The sequence below is a fragment of the Nitratireductor sp. GCM10026969 genome (assembly GCF_042660605.1).
In the GTDB taxonomy this organism is placed as follows: Bacteria; Pseudomonadota; Alphaproteobacteria; order Rhizobiales; family Rhizobiaceae; genus Chelativorans.
This window is the reverse complement of the sequence record NZ_JBHSUM010000012.1, coordinates 1-14,469: the sequence shown is the minus strand read 5'-3', so window position 1 is coordinate 14,469 and position 14,469 is coordinate 1. Positions and strand designations below refer to the sequence as shown.

Genomic DNA, 14,469 nt, shown 5'->3' with positions numbered 1-14,469 from the left:
CCCCGGTCGCCTCATCCGCAAAGCAATTCGCCAATGGCAATCCTGGCGCCAACGGCAGGCAATCCGCCGTGCTTGCCCACTGATGGCCGAATTGGACCGCCAGGAGCGCGAATACCGCCGCAGCCATAAGCGCGGCTCCGCGTCCATCCAGAAGGCAAAGCGCGAGTTCATGACGGCCGTCCTCGCCGGTCGGGACGATTGGAGGGTGAATTGATGGGCATCAAACTCACCTGTTGCCGTTGCAAGTCGGACATGTGGCTTCCCGACGATCTGTATTCAGCGGCCAGGAAATCACCGGACATCTCTTTTTACTGTCCTTACGGCCACCCACAGCACTTTCCGGAAGGAGAAACCGAGGAGGTACGCCTGCGTCGAGAGCGCGACAGGCTAAAGCAGCAACTTGCCCAGAAAGATGATGAAATCGGGTGGCAGCGGAACCAGCGAGAGGCGGCGCAGCGATCCGCCTCCGCCCGCAAAGGCCAGATTACCCGCCTGAAAAACCGCGCTGCTGCCGGCGTCTGCCCTTGCTGCAACAGATCATTCGAGAATTTGCGCCGGCACATGGCATCGAAGCACCCCGGCTTTGTCTCTGAGGAGATTATCTGATGGCGCGCCGCGAGTTCACCAAGCCCATCAAACGCCAAGCCCTCAAGCGCTCCGGCGGCTTCTGCGAGGCCGTGGGCGAATGGTACGGGCTCAAACCGGGCCAGCGCTGCAATGCAAACCTGTCCTATGGCGTCCAGTTCGATCACATCGACCTTGACGCCAACTCCAAGGACAACAGCCTCGGGAACTGCGCGGCCGTCTGCCTCAGGTGCCACGATCACAAGACGCGGACCCGAGACATCCCGGTCGCGTCGAAGACATTGCGCCAGCAGGACAAGGCGCTCGGCATCAAGAAACAATCGCGAGGCTGGTCGAGCCGTTTCAAGCAGAAGCTGGACGGGACCGTCATCGACACCAGGACGGGCGAAATCGTGAAGGAAGGACGCAGGGCATGACGCGAACGACTATTGCAGAGAGAAATCGAAACAGCGTGCGCGCGAAGGCCGCCGAGGTTGACTTCTCTTCAATGTCGCCGCGTGCGTATGAGGAATGGATCAACTCCCTCTCGATTGGCGAGTTTTCAGCACTCCTAGACATGCATTCTGAGTTCCTGGCTGCGGAGAAGACTGCGCCAGCGGAGCCGGAATATGTCCCTCCTTTCACGGCTGATGATCCGGTGCCCTCCGACTGGATAGAGCACTTCGGTGACGAAAAGCCGATCGCGGATGACCTCGTCTGCTGGGTCACCTATCGGGATGGCGATATTGGCGGCCCGAACCGTGCCGATCACTTCATCTGGGAGGGTGAGGATTCGATCACCGCCTTTGCTGTTGCTCAAAATCCCAAGCGTCGGCAGGCCACGAGCAATGAAGGACGCGGGGCATGAGCACCGAAACCAAACGCCCGTATGACGTCAGGGATACGGAGGAGCTCCTGTCAATGGAGTCGGACAACTACCCGCAAGATTCGGGAGTTTGGTCCATCCTGCACCATGGAGATACCGTTTCCATTCACGCGCCGAGCGGTGGGGGATGGGTGGATATTCCAGTCGAGCAGTTCAACGAAATGGTTGATTGGTACATGCGCCCGCAGCCCGTGGAGGCGCAGAAATGACCACCACAGACACAGCCGCCCATCATCAGGTCGGCATGGACCTCGCCAAGCACGCCGGCGACCGCGTGTCTAAGGTCATGCTGGACGTGCTGTCACTGTGCGAGAGCCGGCAACAGGCAAGCATGGTCGCGTTCCAGGTTCTTGGAGTGGTTGCGGCGCAGGCATGCGGCGTCATCACCAAGCACGTGGAAGACATCGAAAAAATGGACGCGCCTGACATGCTCAATCTCATGGCCGACATGATGCGGGAGGCGAAAAATGACCGCTAGCACCACCACAGACACAGCCGCCCTTGATGTTGAGGAGGTGCTTGAGAGGCTCCCGCTCGCGTTCACCGATACACCCGATTATGCTGAGATGCGCGACAAAGACGGGAAGTTGATCGCGCTCACAACCGAACCTCGATTCTTTGAGGCTCTTTCCGAAGCCGCCTCCCTCATCCGCCAGCTACGGGGTGAGCGGGACCACGCGAACAGTCAATTTGATGCTCACGACGAACTTCTCCATCAAGTGCTTGGTGAGCGAGATGCATTCAAATCCCGCGCCGAATCCGCCGAAGCAAGCAAGCGTCGTCTGGAGATCATTTGCGATGCCGCCGAGGCCGAAGTGTCTCGTCTCCGCGCCCGTGTGGAGGCGATGGAGAAGGCGCTGGAGCCGTTTGCGAAAGCGGCAGACGCGTACCATAGCCACGACGGCCAACATGATTTTCCAGATGACCACATCTTAGATGTCGGGGCGTTCAATCGACCAACCGTTGGCGATCTCCGCACCGCCCGCGCAGTGAAGGAGGCCGAATAGATGGCGACAGATAGGCAGATAGAGGCGGCAAAGGCAGCTTTCCGCAAGGCAGAAGCCACTCCCCGCACAATAGACTGCCCGCGCTGTGACGGTTTTGGCTATCATCACGGTTTTGGAGAAGACGGCTATGACCCCGATTGGTGCAGCCAATGCGGCGGGGGCGGATTTGATCTTCCTGAGGGCGAAGAAGACAGGCCGCTAATTGCCGCCCTCGAAGCCGCCCTCTCCGCTCAGGACGGGGCGGTGGGCGTGAAGGCTCTCCCGCGAAATGACAGTGGCGTTCGTGGCTGGACACTCGATCCTGAAATGGTGAGGGAAGTCGCGCACAAGATTTGCCGCGATGGCTGGGACGCTGGCATGGAAGAAGTCGAGCTTGCCATGTTGGACGCTGAAAAGCGCATCCTTGCGTCCTCACCATCCCCGGCGCAGGAAGCGGGGGCGGAGCCGGTGGCCTACATCGTGCACTGTCCCGACGATGAGATTTACGGTAACGGGCCAGACAAGCTGCAATTTCACCCGCTAGAAGAGCGCGACGTTCAGGGCGGCTACACGCAGACGCCGCTATTTGCCTACCCGGGGGCGAAGTAAATGAGCGGGCTGGATAGATTGACAAGAGGAATGCTCGAACGGCTTGCCGCACACGGGCCGCTCACTCTTGATGAGGCGAGGGACGGAAACCAGAACAGGATGCCGTCCCTGATCAGAGATGGCTACGCCAGGGCGGTTGGCGCACATGGTCAATCTCTAGATCGGCCAATACTGTATGAGATAACCGACGCCGGTCGCGCGTACCTCGCCTCTTCCCCCTCCCCGGAGGGCGAGTAGATGAGCGGGCGGGAGATCATTGCGCGGGCAATTTACGATGCTCTCTCACGTTCCGATGGCAACGCTTACATCGGCACATTTGAGGAGCACAACGGAGAATACGCCCTAGGTACCACCATCGACGGTTCCTTCGACTTGATGGCCGCAGGCGACCATCTGCAAGACATTCTCACCGCCGCAGGCTACCGCATAGTCGGCCCCGGCTCTCTCGATGACGACAGCTTGGAAAGGGCGGCGCAGGAAATGGAGCGCCAGTTTGTCTTCGGAACCCCCAACAAGATTGCCGAAGCTATCCGCGCCCTGAAGAATAGGGGGCGGACATGACACGCTCAACTTCTTGCGGAAATCCTGAATGCCACCTCGACCGCGAGCGCAAGATGGTGGTCATTGAGCGCGACCGCTCCGGCAAGCCAGCGATTTGGTGCGATCCGTGCATTGCGCCAATCGTGCGCGCCCTCAACAATGCGGGAATTCGTACCGTAGCGTCATGTTGTGGCCATGGCTTCCGGCCCGGCACAATTGCGCTGGCTGATGGACGGGAATTGCTCATCGCCCGGGATTGGGAGGAGGCGCGGGCTGTAGATGCGGCCTTTCCGGTGGACATCAATGGAGCCGGTCGCCGCGCTCTACAGGAGGAGCGGGGATGACGAAGGCGCTCGCCCTCCGCGAGAACCAGGTGCGCGCCATCCTCCGGGCCGCGCGCAAGGAGGGCATGCGCGTCGAGGTCAAGATCGGTGAGGTGGTTGTGACCGCTATCCCCGCTGACCATGCACAGGGCAAAGAGCAGATTGACGAGGAAGAGGAGATCGAGCTTTGACGCTCGATATGCCTCGCAAGTTGCCCCCTTTCGTTCATCAGGAATGGACGCGCCATGGCAAGCGCGTGATCTACTTCCGTCGGGGGAAAGGGGTGCGCGTCCGGCTCCCCGCGCTGGATGATCCAAGCTTTGATGAGGAATACGAGGCTGCACTTGCCGGGTCTCCTCGGCCGAAACGGCGCGTGGCGAACACAGCTAGCCTTGAATGGCTGATCGCTCGCTATCGAGAGACCTCGGCTTATCTCAGCCTTTCCCAAGCCACCCGACGGCAACGAGACAACATCTTCAAGCATGTGCTGGAGAAGTCGGGAGGCGCGGACTATCGGAAGGTCACGCGCAAAACGATCGTCGCCGGACGCGAGAAGAGGGTCGGTACACCTGCCCAGGCACGTAATTTCCTCGACGCGATGCGCGGGCTTTTCCGCTGGGCACTCGAGGCCGAGCTCGTAACCGTAGATCCCACCGCTGGCGTCACGAACCCCAAACGGCCGAAATCAGGTGGATTCGAGGCTTGGACAGAAGAGGACGTGCAGGCTTACGAAAAGCGCTGGCCAGCCGGAACCAAGGAGCGCGTATGGCTCCATATCCTCCTCTACACCGGATTGCGCCGCGGCGATGCCGTGCGCCTGGGAAGGCAGCATGTGCGCGATGGAGTCGCGACGATCCGCACGGAGAAGACCGACACCGAGGTCAGCATTCCGATCTTACCGGATCTTGAGGAGACGCTGCGTCGAGGGCCGACCGGCGATTTTGCGTTCATCATCGGGGAGAGAGGCCAGCCGCTCACGAAAGAGACGTTCGGGAACTTCTTCCGCCGCGCCTGCAACGATGCTGGTTTGAAAGGCAAGTCGGCCCATGGGGTACGGAAGATCGGTGCGACAAGGGCGGCTGAGGCGGGCGCAAGCGAGCGAGAGCTCGAGGCTCTGTTCGGCTGGACGGGAGGCGCGATGGCGCGCCACTACACGCAGACGGCCGATCGCCGGAAGCTCGCACAGGCGGCGGCCGAAAAGGTGCGGGCGCACGGTGAAAAGTCTTCAATGAAATCAAAGGGTCGGGCTGGCTAGGTGCGGGAACCTAAGATATTGAATTTCTGCGTTTTTGGCACATTTCTCGACCGCACCATTTTCCTCCTGCAAGTCCTTTCCTCCACCGATCCCGTCTCCAAGACGCTCCGGCTTTTCCGCCGGTCCTCCTTTGACATAATTCGTGATCAACACGATGAAGGTCGCCGGACTGTCGGAACCGGAGCCATGCTCTATCTGCTTCTCTGTAGGTGTGGTGGACGATCGTATGGAGGACACGATGAAGCACCAGACTCGTCAGGAAATGGAAGCCGCCGTCACGACATGTCCGATCCCCTCGCACATGTCGCAGCACGAGCGAGTCGAACGTTGGGCGGCGCTTCTCGAAATGCACGGCGGCTTTTTGAACCCATTGATGCAGATCGAGTATCTGTCTCCGCAGGAACGCAGGGCCTACAGGGGCACCAACACGCCCTTGACGGTTGCTTTCAGCGATCCGGTCCTGCGCGAACAGGGGCTGAAGAGCGACGGGCTCGGCGATGCGATGGACTTCTTCGGCATGAGCGATTCCGACGCCCATCGGCTCCTGTGCGACTGCCGCTATTTCGGAAGGATGACCGGCGGCGCGGTGGCCGACCGTCTTCGCCGCTATGCGGCAAGAAAGCGCTCGCGCGCGAATTTCAAGCAGGCCATCTGGCGCTTCTTCGGCGCCACCGCCTGAGTACGAAGCGGCCGCGGATCGGCCGCACACCGCGGCCTCGCCGCCTCGGGCGGCGGGGTTCATCCGGCTACGGCCGCTATTCATCGCCCGCTCCGGCGGTCGCCAGGACCTTGCGTGTAAGGGATTGTCGCCAGCCCGCGGTTTCGGCCCAGGGCTCGGGTGCCTGCATGCGCGCCTCCATATCGGCGACGTGAAACGTGTCCGCCGCCGCCAATTCCGACAACTCCGCCCATGAGACGGGTACGGCGACGGGCGCGCCCGGCCTTGCGCGTGTCGAATAGGGCGCGATGGCCGTGGCGCCGCGCTCATTGCGCAGCCAGTCGATGAAGATGCGGCCCTTGCGCTTGGCCTTGGCCGCCTGCGCGAGGAAGCGCTCCGGCTCCTCCGCTTCCATGGTCCTGGCCACCGACCGGGCAAAAGCCTTGGCTTGCGGCCATTCGGCGCGCCGGGCAAGCGGCACCACAACATGCACGCCCTTGCCGCCCGTGACCAGCGGCACGGATTTGAGACCGTATGCGGAAAGACGCTCGCGCAGGTCGAAAGCCGCGCGCCGCACGTCTGCAAATTCCAGCGCTTCATCGGGATCGAGATCGAAAACGAGGCGGTCGGGCTTCTCCAGCCGGTCGATCCGCGAGCCCCAGACGTGGAACTCCAGCGTGTTCATCTGGACGCCGGCGATGAGGCCTGCAAGATCGTCGATGTAGAGATACTCGGCTTTGCCGCCGTTCTTCTCCACGATTTCCCGCCGTTTTACCTCGGCCGGAAAGCCCTTGCCGCCATGCTTCTGGAAGAAGCATTCGCGACTGCGTCCCTCCGGGCAGCGCACGAGGCTCACGAGCCGCTTGCGCGTCCAAGGCAGCATGCGCTCGGCGACGCGCATGTAATGGGCGGCGATGTCGGCCTTGGTGAGCCCTTGCGCATCAAAGAGTATCTTGTCGGGGCTGGACAGCGCGACGCCGGCAAGAAGCGTACGTCCCTTTTTCTGCATCTCGGCCTCCGGTGCTGGCACGGCGGCGCAAGGGAGCCGGGCACCCTGCCCCCCGTTCAATCCGCCCCGCCCGCGCAGGTTCCTTCGTGCCGGTTAGAACCGCCCCGTCTCGTTGAACAACTCGAAGGTCGCCCGGATATGGTCGGCCGCCGCCTTGACCGGCGCGGAAGCATCCGGCGTGACCACCATACCCAGATTGTAGTTGCCCATCTTCGGCAGGCCGTCCTGCGGGCCGAGTTCGACGAGATCCTCGCCGATAAACGACTTCGGCAGGGGCGCTACCGCCAGCCCGCCGAGAATGGCCGCCCTCTGGCCGGCCGTGTGCGCGCTCATATAGGCGACGCGATAATCGCGGCCGAGCTCGCCGAGCGCGGTCACGGCCGCGTTGCGCCACACGCATCCCTCCTCCCAGAGGGAGACCGGCAGCGGCTCGCGCAGATGCGCGCATCCGCCCTTGGCGCCGGCCCAGACGATGGGTTCGCTCAACAGGACCTCGACTCCTACCTCGCGTTCCAGATCGCCCGAACAGGTCAGGAGCGTTATGTCGAGCTGGCGGGACGCCATGCGCTTCCGCAGGTTAACGCTCTGGTCGATGACCACGTCGACGGCAATGGCCGGATGCGACTGGGAAAAGCGCCTGAGCACGCTCGGCAGCACCCGCTCGCCGAAATCGTCGGGCGAGCCCAGCCGCACGATGCCGCTGATATCGGGCGCGACGAATTTCGAAACCGCCTCGCGGTTGAGCGCCAGGAGACGGCGCGCATAGCTCAGAAGCATCTCTCCGTCGGGCGTCAGCGTGACGGAACGGGCATCGCGCACGAAGACGGCGCGGCCCAGGATCTCCTCGAGCTTCTTGATCTGCATGGACACGGCCGAGGGCGTGCGGAAAACCGCATTCGCGGCGCCGGTGAAGCTGCCGGTCTCGGAAATCGCCACGAAGGTGCGCAAAACGTCGAGTTCGAGCAGCGGCATCGGATGGTTGAGTGGAGCGTTCATCGCCTTGCCTTCAATTTCCCTGAACCAAATGATCATTTCATTGCGTTTGATTGAACAGGAGATTGTGGCGATAGTCAATCCCGAAGCCGGGTGGCCGGCTCAACAGAGGAGCGAGAAAGCCATGTCTGTACAAGCTGCAATGCTTGATTATCTGCGTCATCGGATGGCGCTCTGGGAGCGTCGCCGCACCGAAAAGTTCATCAGTAATCTGCCCGCCGAGATTCAGAAGGATATCGGATGGCCGGCCGCAGAGAGCCGCCGGCGGATCCCCCGTCAGGTGCGGGATTCCTTCTGGGAACGGCGCTGGTAGGCAAACCCTCTGTCATAGAGAAAAGGAGACGGTGAAATGAAGATGAACTATCTGACCAGGCTGAGGTCTTTCCTGCGCGAGTTCGGAGATATCCACGAGCACGCGCGCACGGGGCGCAGGCCCGCACGGCGGCAATCGCCCGCCCAGACGGACCCCCGCCCGTGAAGGCTGACTCGTCCGGCGGCCGCCATGCCCACAGCGCGGCCGCCGGACAAGCAAAAATTTCTCTTTGCGCGACCGCGCACTCCATTGACAGTTAAGATTTTTTTGGGACAGGCTTGCCTCTGGGCGACATCGCATTAGGTCGCAGTCCGCAGGAGGACGAAATGCGGGACGATAGGCAGGTCAAGCGCTCGCTGGTATTTTTTCTTGTCCCGGATTTCACGCTGGTCGCTTTCGCTACAGCGCTGGAACCCCTGCGGGCGGCCAATCGCATGGCCGGCTACCAGGCCTATACGTGGCGGCTGGCGAGCGTCGACGGCAAGCCGGTGCGCGCCTCCAACGGCGTCGAGGTCGCCGTCACCTCGTCATTGTCCGATGAGCGGCAGAAGATGACCGGCCGCGAGCGGCCGACCATGGTCGTCGTGTGCAGCGGCCTCAATGTCGATGCTTATGTCAACAAGTCGGTCTTTGCCTGGCTCCGCGAGGAATACAATCGCGGCGTCGCCCTGGGCGGACTGTGCACCGGTGCGCAGATCCTGGCGGCCGCCGGCCTGCTCGCCAACAAGCGCTGCGCCATCCATTGGGAGAACCTGCCCGGCTTCGCCGAGAAGTACCCGAAGGCCAACGTCTTCGCCGATCTTTTCGAGGTCGATTCGAACATTTACACCTGCGCCGGCGGCACGGCCGCCATGGACATGATGTTCCAGCTCATCGGCGAAGACTTCGACGACAATCTCGTCAACCGCGTGTGCGAGCAGATGCTGACCGACCGCGTGCGCAGCCCCTCCGATCGCCAGCGCCTGCCGCTGAGAGCCCGGCTCGGCGTACAGAACTCGAAGGTGCTCACCATCATCGAGCTGATGGAGGCGAATTTGTCGGAACCGCTGTCGCTGATCGAGATCGCCGAGGCCGTCGGCCTTTCGCGCCGCCAGATCGAGCGGCTCTTCCGTCAGGAGATGGGCCGCTCGCCGGCACGTTATTATCTGGAGATCCGGCTCGACCGGGCCCGCCACCTTCTCGTCCAGTCCTCCATGCCGGTCGTGGAAGTGGCCGTCGCCTGCGGCTTCGTTTCCGCCTCCCACTTCTCCAAGTGCTATCGCGAACTCTATGCCCGCTCCCCGCAGCAGGAACGGGCGGACCGCAAACAGCTCGTCGCCGCCTGACACGGCAACGCCGGACGGAAGACCGGCGGCCGGCAGCCGGTTGGTCCGCAAAGTTGCGAGAGAGAGAGAGAGAGGGAGAGGGAGCACCCGCTCGGATCGCAAAGGGCTGCAGATCTTACTGCTCGTCCCACATCCACAGGCGCTCCTGCCACATCCTTTCCCCGATCATGCAGTCGAAGTCGTCGCTTGCCTGAGCAAGGACCACGGGCACCTCGGGGTCCCCGGTCCCGGCCAGTTCGATCACCAGCTTCCGGCGCACGGCCTCGGGAAACTGCGCCCACTCGTTGACCGGGATCATGAATGCGCCGGGACCGCCGATCACACAGCCGCTGTAGTAGCGGTCGAGATCCCGGATGTCGTAGGAAGTGCTGAAGCCCTCATTGGTCATCAGCGGCAGGCCGTTGATTGTCACGCCGGCGGCGACGAGGTCGTCGCGCGCCTGGACCACCGGCGCTCCCTGGTTGTTGGGACCGTCGCCGGATATATCGAGCACGCGGCGCATGCTCCGATAGCCGCTTTCCACAAACAGATCGGCAGCGAAATTGATGGCGCCCGAGATCGAGGTGCGCCGGGCGCTGCGCGGCGGGCTGACCATCAGCATCTCGGCGACGCGCGCCGCGTCCTCCGCGGAAGCGATGGTTGTCCACGGCACGACGAGCCGCTGGGTCGTGTCTCCCGCCCACTCGAAATAGGCGATGGCAATGCGGCCGTTGAGGCCGCTCTCGATCGCCTGGACCACCGTCTCGTGGGTAAGCGCGGCCGCATAGCCCCGGCGCTGGATTTCCATCTCGCCGGGCGACATGGAAAGCGAAACGTCGACGGCCAGGATCAGTTCGACATCGACCGCATCCTGCGCCTTTGCCTCAATCGGGCTCAGCATCGCCGCCAGCGCGGCAAGCACGCCGTAGAAGACGCGAGCGGGATGCAAAGTCCACATGGGACAAGTTTACGCCCGAGGGCCGAACGCGGCAATATGCGGTAATACCCGGCAGCCGCCACCTTGGCCGCGATCGGCCACGGCAGGCCGGAATCGCCGGTTTAACGGCTCCTCAACCATCCCCCCTCATCCCGCCTTAACCCCGCCGGCACTAGCATGGGAACGTTGGGCAAAAGGGGCATTCCTCATGTATCAGCCTGAAGAGAGCGCCCCGGGCGCAGCCACTGCGCGGGAGCGGCGTGCCGCGGGACAACCCGCAGCGCGCGTTCTGGGCCACGTCGTGCAATGCGTCGCCGCGCGCGCCGGCATTGCCGTGTCCATCGGAGGCTCCGAGACGGCTGTCGCCGAAAGCTGGACGGTCGGCAAGCTGATCTCCATCAATCTTGGCAAGACGCGCACCGTCGGCCTGATCTACGGCATTGAGCGGCCGCAGCGGCGCTGGGACGAGGACGGCAGCAACCCGATCATGGTTCTTGCCGAGCTCATCGGCGAGGTGCGCGATCTGAACGGCACGCCTGTCTTCGACCGCGGCATCACCGTCTATCCGCATATCGGCGCCATCGCCCACCGCATCCGCGCCAGCGATCTGGAAGCCGTCTACGATCTGGGCGGCCGCCCGGCTGTCACCGTCGGGCATCTGTCCCAGGACGGCGCCATTGCCGCCCGCCTTGCGATCGACGAAACGCTCGACCGGCATTTCGCCATCGTCGGTACGACCGGCGTCGGCAAGTCCACCGCGGTCTCCCTGCTTTTGCGCAAAGCCATCGAGGCACGCCCTGATCTGCGCATCCTCATCCTGGACCCGCACAACGAATTCGCCGCCGCCCTGCCCGACTACTGCGTGCGCCTTGACGGCGCTTCGCTCGATCTGCCGTTCTGGATGTTCCGGCTGGAGGAGCTGGTGGAGGTTCTTTTCCGCGGCCGCGAGCCGGTGGCGGAGGAGGTGGAACTGCTGCGCGACCTCGTCACCCGTGCGAAACACCTCTATCGCGGTCCCGGCGACAGCATGCTCAAGCGGGGCGATGGCGGCGGCATCACCGCCGACACCCCGGTGCCCTACCGCATGGCCGACCTCATTGGCCAGATCGACGAGCGCATGGGCCAGCTCGACGCCAAGACCGACCGCCCCCATTACCGCCAGCTTCGCACGCGGATCGAGGGGGCACTGGCCGATCCGCGCTACCGGTTCATGTTCGCCTCGCGCCTCGTCGAGGATTCGATCCACGAAACCATCGGGCGCATCTTTCGCGTGCCCGGTGAAGGCCGCCCGGTCACCTGTTTCGAGATGGCCGGCCTACCGTCGGAGGTGGTCAACTCGGTCTGCTCGGTCCTGGCGCGGATCGCCTTCGACCTGACCCTTTGGAGCGAGGGACGCCTGAAGCTCCTGCTCCTTTGCGAGGAGGCGCATCGCTATATGCCGGCCGACTCCAGACTCGGCTTCGCCCCGACCCGCCACGCCCTGGCACGCATCGCCAAGGAGGGGCGGAAATACGGATGCTCCCTGGGCGTGGTGACCCAGCGCCCCGGAGACCTCGACCCGGCCGTGCTCTCGCAATGCTCGACCGTGTTCGCCATGCGCCTGGCCAACGAGCAGGACCAGTCCATCATCCGCTCGGCGATCGCCGATTCTTCGGCTTCGATCCTCACCTTCCTGTCCTCCATGGGCCAGCGCGAAGCGATCGCCTTCGGCGACGGGGTGGCGACCACCATGCGCATGACCTTCGAACGGCTACCCGATTGGCTCCTGCCGGGTGTGAAGGATGCACCCGGTAAGGGGCGGCAGGCGCACGATGGCCACTCGACCGACGATATCGATCTTGAGTCGATCGTGGCGCGCATGCGCGAGACGGGACGGCGCGCGCGCACCCGCACGAGCGCCTTCGCAAGCACGGCGGAGAGCGCCCCGCACAGCGTCTATGAAAGTCCTTTCCAGCCCGCCGCTCGGCCCCGGGGACGCCTCGGGTAACCCCGGCGCCTGGAGCAGATGGAACCGCTTGGCGGCGCGCAACTGCGGCTAGAGCAGATCGAGCAGCCAAGCGGGCGAATGTGAGCGCACGCTGCTCTAACCAGGCACGGGCGTATCGTCAGGCGCAGACCCGGTCGCGGCCGAGCCGCTTCGCCTCGTAAAGCATCTTGTCGGCCCGACGATAAAAGCCTTCGGCCCCTTCCTTGCCGTCCCAGACGGCGAGCCCCATACTGGTGGTGACCTTCAGCCGCAGGTTTCCGACCTCCACGTCGAAGGCGGCGATCGCGTTGCGGATGCGTTCGCCAAGCTTGACGAGCGAATCGAAATCCATGTTCGGCGTCACGATGGCGAACTCCTCGCCGCCAAGCCGGGCCACCACGTCGTGATAGCGCGTCATGTCCTTCAGGCAGCGCGCGACCTCGCGCAGCACCTGGTCGCCCACGTCATGGCCATACGTGTCGTTGACTTGCTTGAAATGGTCGAGATCGAGCACCATCAGCCCCACTGGTTTTCTGATACGGCCGAACTCGCGCAGATATTCGCGCAGCGCATCGTCGAAGAAGCGCCGGTTCTGCGTGCCCGTCAGGCTGTCGGTCAGGGCCGCGTGCTGGAGCAGTTCGGAACGCGCGCTGAGCGATTCGGTCATCGCGCGCAACTTGCCCTCCTCACGCACCTGGGTGCGGATGAGCGGATAAATGAAGAACAGGCCGAAGACGACCGACGCGAAGAGCAGCGTACCGGTCGTCAGGAGAAGATGCGTGAACGCATCCAGGTCCGCCGCGCCACCGACGGCGGCCAGCTGGAGGGCTCTTGCGCGCACCATCCCGTAGGCGAAAAACAGGAGAACGCCGGCCCCGGAAACCAGGGCGATAAAGAGAAAAAACGCCGATTCCGCTTTGTGGAAACGCATGCCCTACCCGCTACATGCCCTTTTCACATCTTCTGGCATGAGGCGCCTTAGGGGGAGGTTAATCCGTGCGTGCAGATTCGCCGCAGTCGGCCTTCTTCCGACCGGGTTCGATTCACGCCGGCAGGCGCTCCCAGTCGGGGCCGAGTTGATGGCGGAACCAGGTCATCTGCCGCTTCGCGTATCGGCGTGTCGCCGTGCCGACATGCGCGGCGGCCTCAGCCACGCTGGCACGGCCGGCAAGGACATCGGCAAGCTCGCGCACACCGATCGCCTTCATCGCCGGCTTGTCCGCCGGCAGGTCGAGGCCAACAAGCGCGCGCACCTCTTCGAGCGCGCCTTCTTCCAGCATGCGCGCGAATCTTCGATCGATTTTTTCTGCAAGGCCGGCCCGGTCCGGCTCCAGAACGATCTTGCGCGCGGAGGCCGCCTCGACCAAAGGGGTCGAACGCCGCGCCTGCCAACAGGCGATTGCCTCGCCCGAGGCTTCAAGCACCTCGAGCGCCCGCACGATGCGCTGTCCGTCGGAGGGCCGGATGCGCTCTGCCGATTCGGGATCGGTACGAGAAAGAACCGCGTGCAGTGCCGCGCTCCCCTCTTCCGCCAGGCGCGTGCGCCAGGCCCGGCGCACCTGTGGCGGAATGTCCGGCATGGGCGAAAGCCCTTCCGTCAGCGCGCGGAAGTAAAGTCCGGTCCCACCGACGAAGATCGCTTGCCTCCCGGCCAGATCTTCCGCCTCGACGAGTGCCTCCACATCACGCAGCCACTGCCCGGTGGAATAGTCCCGGCTCGGATGGACATGGCCGTAGAGCCGATGTTCCGCGGCAGCGAGCTCCTCCGGGCCGGGGCGCGCCGTCAGAAGCCGCAGGACGGAATAGACCTGCATGGAATCGGCATTGACGATGACGCCCCCCGTCCGCCGCGCGAGATCGAGCGCCATCGACGACTTGCCGCTGGCCGTGGGGCCGGCTATCAGGGTCGCATTCTTCAGCACTGTCTTCCGGCCGGCCGCAGCGGACCTTTCCATGAAACTCGTCGCAACGCTCATCTCCGATCCCAGGGCCGCCGCCCTGACGCCCGCTACGGCGAATATGGCCAGACGGGCGCTCGGTGCAAGAGAGATCGCCTGGCTCGCCCCGGATGTCGCCTGCGACATCGTCCCCGCCCCCGGGCTCGCCGCGGCCGAGGCCGAGGCAGC

Annotated in this window: 21 protein-coding genes; 16 read left to right on the top strand and 5 right to left on the bottom strand. The window is 63.7% G+C overall.

Annotated features, from left to right (window positions below; genetic code table 11):
• The first annotated feature begins 213 nt into the window (after positions 1-213).
• The 12 genes from ACFP9U_RS05025 (at position 214) to ACFP9U_RS04970 (ending at position 5,842) form a co-directional block, all read left to right on the top strand.
• Positions 214-606, top strand: coding sequence for a hypothetical protein (locus ACFP9U_RS05025; protein ID WP_378619515.1), 393 nt, complete (start codon positions 214-216; stop codon positions 604-606).
• Positions 606-1,001 (top strand): HNH endonuclease signature motif containing protein, encoded by a 396-nt coding sequence (locus tag ACFP9U_RS05020; protein WP_378619514.1) that lies wholly within the window; start codon positions 606-608, stop codon positions 999-1,001. Before ACFP9U_RS05025 ends, ACFP9U_RS05020 begins: the two co-directional genes overlap by 1 nt.
• Complete coding sequence (locus ACFP9U_RS05015) at positions 998-1,432, top strand: hypothetical protein (protein ID WP_378619512.1); 435 nt, start codon at positions 998-1,000, stop codon at positions 1,430-1,432. Before ACFP9U_RS05020 ends, ACFP9U_RS05015 begins: the two co-directional genes overlap by 4 nt.
• Positions 1,429-1,659, top strand: a complete 231-nt coding sequence (locus tag ACFP9U_RS05010; protein WP_378619511.1) for a hypothetical protein — start codon at positions 1,429-1,431, stop codon at positions 1,657-1,659. The genes ACFP9U_RS05015 and ACFP9U_RS05010 overlap by 4 nt, the downstream gene beginning before the upstream one ends.
• Positions 1,656-1,928: a hypothetical protein gene (locus ACFP9U_RS05005; RefSeq protein WP_378619509.1), complete on the top strand. Its 273-nt coding sequence runs from the start codon at positions 1,656-1,658 to the stop codon at positions 1,926-1,928. The genes ACFP9U_RS05010 and ACFP9U_RS05005 overlap by 4 nt, the downstream gene beginning before the upstream one ends.
• Complete coding sequence (locus ACFP9U_RS05000) at positions 1,918-2,457, top strand: hypothetical protein (protein WP_378619507.1); 540 nt, start codon at positions 1,918-1,920, stop codon at positions 2,455-2,457. Before ACFP9U_RS05005 ends, ACFP9U_RS05000 begins: the two co-directional genes overlap by 11 nt.
• Entirely contained in the window at positions 2,458-3,045 is a 588-nt protein-coding gene (locus tag ACFP9U_RS04995; RefSeq protein ID WP_378619506.1) for a hypothetical protein, read from the top strand.
• A 237-nt stretch (positions 3,046-3,282) separates the two neighbouring features.
• Positions 3,283-3,606, top strand: coding sequence for a hypothetical protein (locus ACFP9U_RS04990; RefSeq protein ID WP_378619504.1), 324 nt, complete (start codon positions 3,283-3,285; stop codon positions 3,604-3,606).
• Positions 3,603-3,929: a hypothetical protein gene (locus tag ACFP9U_RS04985; protein ID WP_378619503.1), complete on the top strand. Its 327-nt coding sequence runs from the start codon at positions 3,603-3,605 to the stop codon at positions 3,927-3,929. Before ACFP9U_RS04990 ends, ACFP9U_RS04985 begins: the two co-directional genes overlap by 4 nt.
• Positions 3,926-4,099, top strand: a complete 174-nt coding sequence (locus tag ACFP9U_RS04980; protein ID WP_378619500.1) for a hypothetical protein — start codon at positions 3,926-3,928, stop codon at positions 4,097-4,099. The genes ACFP9U_RS04985 and ACFP9U_RS04980 overlap by 4 nt, the downstream gene beginning before the upstream one ends.
• Entirely contained in the window at positions 4,096-5,163 is a 1,068-nt protein-coding gene (locus tag ACFP9U_RS04975) for a tyrosine-type recombinase/integrase (RefSeq protein ID WP_378619498.1), read from the top strand. Before ACFP9U_RS04980 ends, ACFP9U_RS04975 begins: the two co-directional genes overlap by 4 nt.
• Before the next feature lie 238 nt (positions 5,164-5,401).
• Entirely contained in the window at positions 5,402-5,842 is a 441-nt protein-coding gene (locus ACFP9U_RS04970; protein WP_378619497.1) for a hypothetical protein, read from the top strand.
• Between the two features lie 76 nt (positions 5,843-5,918).
• Here the strand turns inward: ACFP9U_RS04970 and ligD are convergent, their stop codons facing one another.
• Positions 5,919-6,830: a non-homologous end-joining DNA ligase gene (gene ligD, locus ACFP9U_RS04965; RefSeq protein ID WP_378619494.1), complete on the bottom strand. Its 912-nt coding sequence runs from the start codon at positions 6,828-6,830 to the stop codon at positions 5,919-5,921.
• A gap of 93 nt (positions 6,831-6,923) precedes the next feature.
• The gene (locus tag ACFP9U_RS04960) at positions 6,924-7,826 is read right to left on the bottom strand and encodes a LysR substrate-binding domain-containing protein (protein ID WP_378619492.1); all 903 of its coding nucleotides are present in this window, start codon (positions 7,824-7,826) and stop codon (positions 6,924-6,926) included.
• A gap of 4 nt (positions 7,827-7,830) precedes the next feature.
• Here ACFP9U_RS04960 and ACFP9U_RS04955 point away from each other — a divergent pair, with 4 nt between their 5' ends.
• From ACFP9U_RS04955 to ACFP9U_RS04945, 3 genes are all read left to right on the top strand, one after another.
• Positions 7,831-8,136 carry a hypothetical protein gene (locus ACFP9U_RS04955; protein WP_378619491.1) on the top strand — a complete coding sequence of 102 codons (306 nt, stop codon included), beginning with the start codon at positions 7,831-7,833 and terminating at the stop codon, positions 8,134-8,136.
• A 36-nt stretch (positions 8,137-8,172) separates the two neighbouring features.
• Positions 8,173-8,301, top strand: a complete 129-nt coding sequence (locus tag ACFP9U_RS04950; RefSeq protein WP_322452039.1) for a hypothetical protein — start codon at positions 8,173-8,175, stop codon at positions 8,299-8,301.
• Positions 8,302-8,462: 161 nt separating this feature from the next.
• Complete coding sequence (locus ACFP9U_RS04945; RefSeq protein WP_378619489.1) at positions 8,463-9,461, top strand: GlxA family transcriptional regulator; 999 nt, start codon at positions 8,463-8,465, stop codon at positions 9,459-9,461.
• 115 nt (positions 9,462-9,576) lie between these two features.
• Here the strand turns inward: ACFP9U_RS04945 and ACFP9U_RS04940 are convergent, their stop codons facing one another.
• Complete coding sequence (locus ACFP9U_RS04940; RefSeq protein WP_378619488.1) at positions 9,577-10,398, bottom strand: DUF1194 domain-containing protein; 822 nt, start codon at positions 10,396-10,398, stop codon at positions 9,577-9,579.
• Between the two features lie 187 nt (positions 10,399-10,585).
• On the opposite strand from ACFP9U_RS04940, the gene ACFP9U_RS04935 reads away from it, so the two are divergent.
• The gene (locus ACFP9U_RS04935) at positions 10,586-12,364 is read left to right on the top strand and encodes an ATP-binding protein (protein ID WP_378619486.1); all 1,779 of its coding nucleotides are present in this window, start codon (positions 10,586-10,588) and stop codon (positions 12,362-12,364) included.
• 118 nt (positions 12,365-12,482) lie between these two features.
• Here ACFP9U_RS04935 and ACFP9U_RS04930 read toward each other — a convergent pair whose 3' ends face one another.
• Together ACFP9U_RS04930 and miaA are read right to left on the bottom strand one after the other, a co-directional pair.
• Positions 12,483-13,274 (bottom strand): GGDEF domain-containing protein, encoded by a 792-nt coding sequence (locus ACFP9U_RS04930; RefSeq protein WP_378619484.1) that lies wholly within the window; start codon positions 13,272-13,274, stop codon positions 12,483-12,485.
• Between the two features lie 112 nt (positions 13,275-13,386).
• Positions 13,387-14,319 carry a tRNA (adenosine(37)-N6)-dimethylallyltransferase MiaA gene (gene miaA / locus ACFP9U_RS04925; protein WP_378619483.1) on the bottom strand — a complete coding sequence of 311 codons (933 nt, stop codon included), beginning with the start codon at positions 14,317-14,319 and terminating at the stop codon, positions 13,387-13,389.
• Positions 14,320-14,469 lie beyond the last annotated feature (150 nt).

Coding starts and splice junctions, on each gene's coding strand:
- ACFP9U_RS05025 (WP_378619515.1), top strand. CDS start 214: ATGGGCATCAAACTCACCTGTTGCCGTTGCAAGTCGGACATGTGGCTT.
- ACFP9U_RS05020 (WP_378619514.1), top strand. CDS start 606: ATGGCGCGCCGCGAGTTCACCAAGCCCATCAAACGCCAAGCCCTCAAG.
- ACFP9U_RS05015 (WP_378619512.1), top strand. CDS start 998: ATGACGCGAACGACTATTGCAGAGAGAAATCGAAACAGCGTGCGCGCG.
- ACFP9U_RS05010 (WP_378619511.1), top strand. CDS start 1,429: ATGAGCACCGAAACCAAACGCCCGTATGACGTCAGGGATACGGAGGAG.
- ACFP9U_RS05005 (WP_378619509.1), top strand. CDS start 1,656: ATGACCACCACAGACACAGCCGCCCATCATCAGGTCGGCATGGACCTC.
- ACFP9U_RS05000 (WP_378619507.1), top strand. CDS start 1,918: ATGACCGCTAGCACCACCACAGACACAGCCGCCCTTGATGTTGAGGAG.
- ACFP9U_RS04995 (WP_378619506.1), top strand. CDS start 2,458: ATGGCGACAGATAGGCAGATAGAGGCGGCAAAGGCAGCTTTCCGCAAG.
- ACFP9U_RS04990 (WP_378619504.1), top strand. CDS start 3,283: ATGAGCGGGCGGGAGATCATTGCGCGGGCAATTTACGATGCTCTCTCA.
- ACFP9U_RS04985 (WP_378619503.1), top strand. CDS start 3,603: ATGACACGCTCAACTTCTTGCGGAAATCCTGAATGCCACCTCGACCGC.
- ACFP9U_RS04980 (WP_378619500.1), top strand. CDS start 3,926: ATGACGAAGGCGCTCGCCCTCCGCGAGAACCAGGTGCGCGCCATCCTC.
- ACFP9U_RS04970 (WP_378619497.1), top strand. CDS start 5,402: ATGAAGCACCAGACTCGTCAGGAAATGGAAGCCGCCGTCACGACATGT.
- ligD (WP_378619494.1), bottom strand. CDS start 6,830: ATGCAGAAAAAGGGACGTACGCTTCTTGCCGGCGTCGCGCTGTCCAGC.
- ACFP9U_RS04960 (WP_378619492.1), bottom strand. CDS start 7,826: ATGAACGCTCCACTCAACCATCCGATGCCGCTGCTCGAACTCGACGTT.
- ACFP9U_RS04950 (WP_322452039.1), top strand. CDS start 8,173: ATGAAGATGAACTATCTGACCAGGCTGAGGTCTTTCCTGCGCGAGTTC.
- ACFP9U_RS04945 (WP_378619489.1), top strand. CDS start 8,463: ATGCGGGACGATAGGCAGGTCAAGCGCTCGCTGGTATTTTTTCTTGTC.
- ACFP9U_RS04940 (WP_378619488.1), bottom strand. CDS start 10,398: ATGTGGACTTTGCATCCCGCTCGCGTCTTCTACGGCGTGCTTGCCGCG.
- ACFP9U_RS04935 (WP_378619486.1), top strand. CDS start 10,586: ATGTATCAGCCTGAAGAGAGCGCCCCGGGCGCAGCCACTGCGCGGGAG.
- ACFP9U_RS04930 (WP_378619484.1), bottom strand. CDS start 13,274: ATGCGTTTCCACAAAGCGGAATCGGCGTTTTTTCTCTTTATCGCCCTG.
- miaA (WP_378619483.1), bottom strand. CDS start 14,319: ATGAGCGTTGCGACGAGTTTCATGGAAAGGTCCGCTGCGGCCGGCCGG.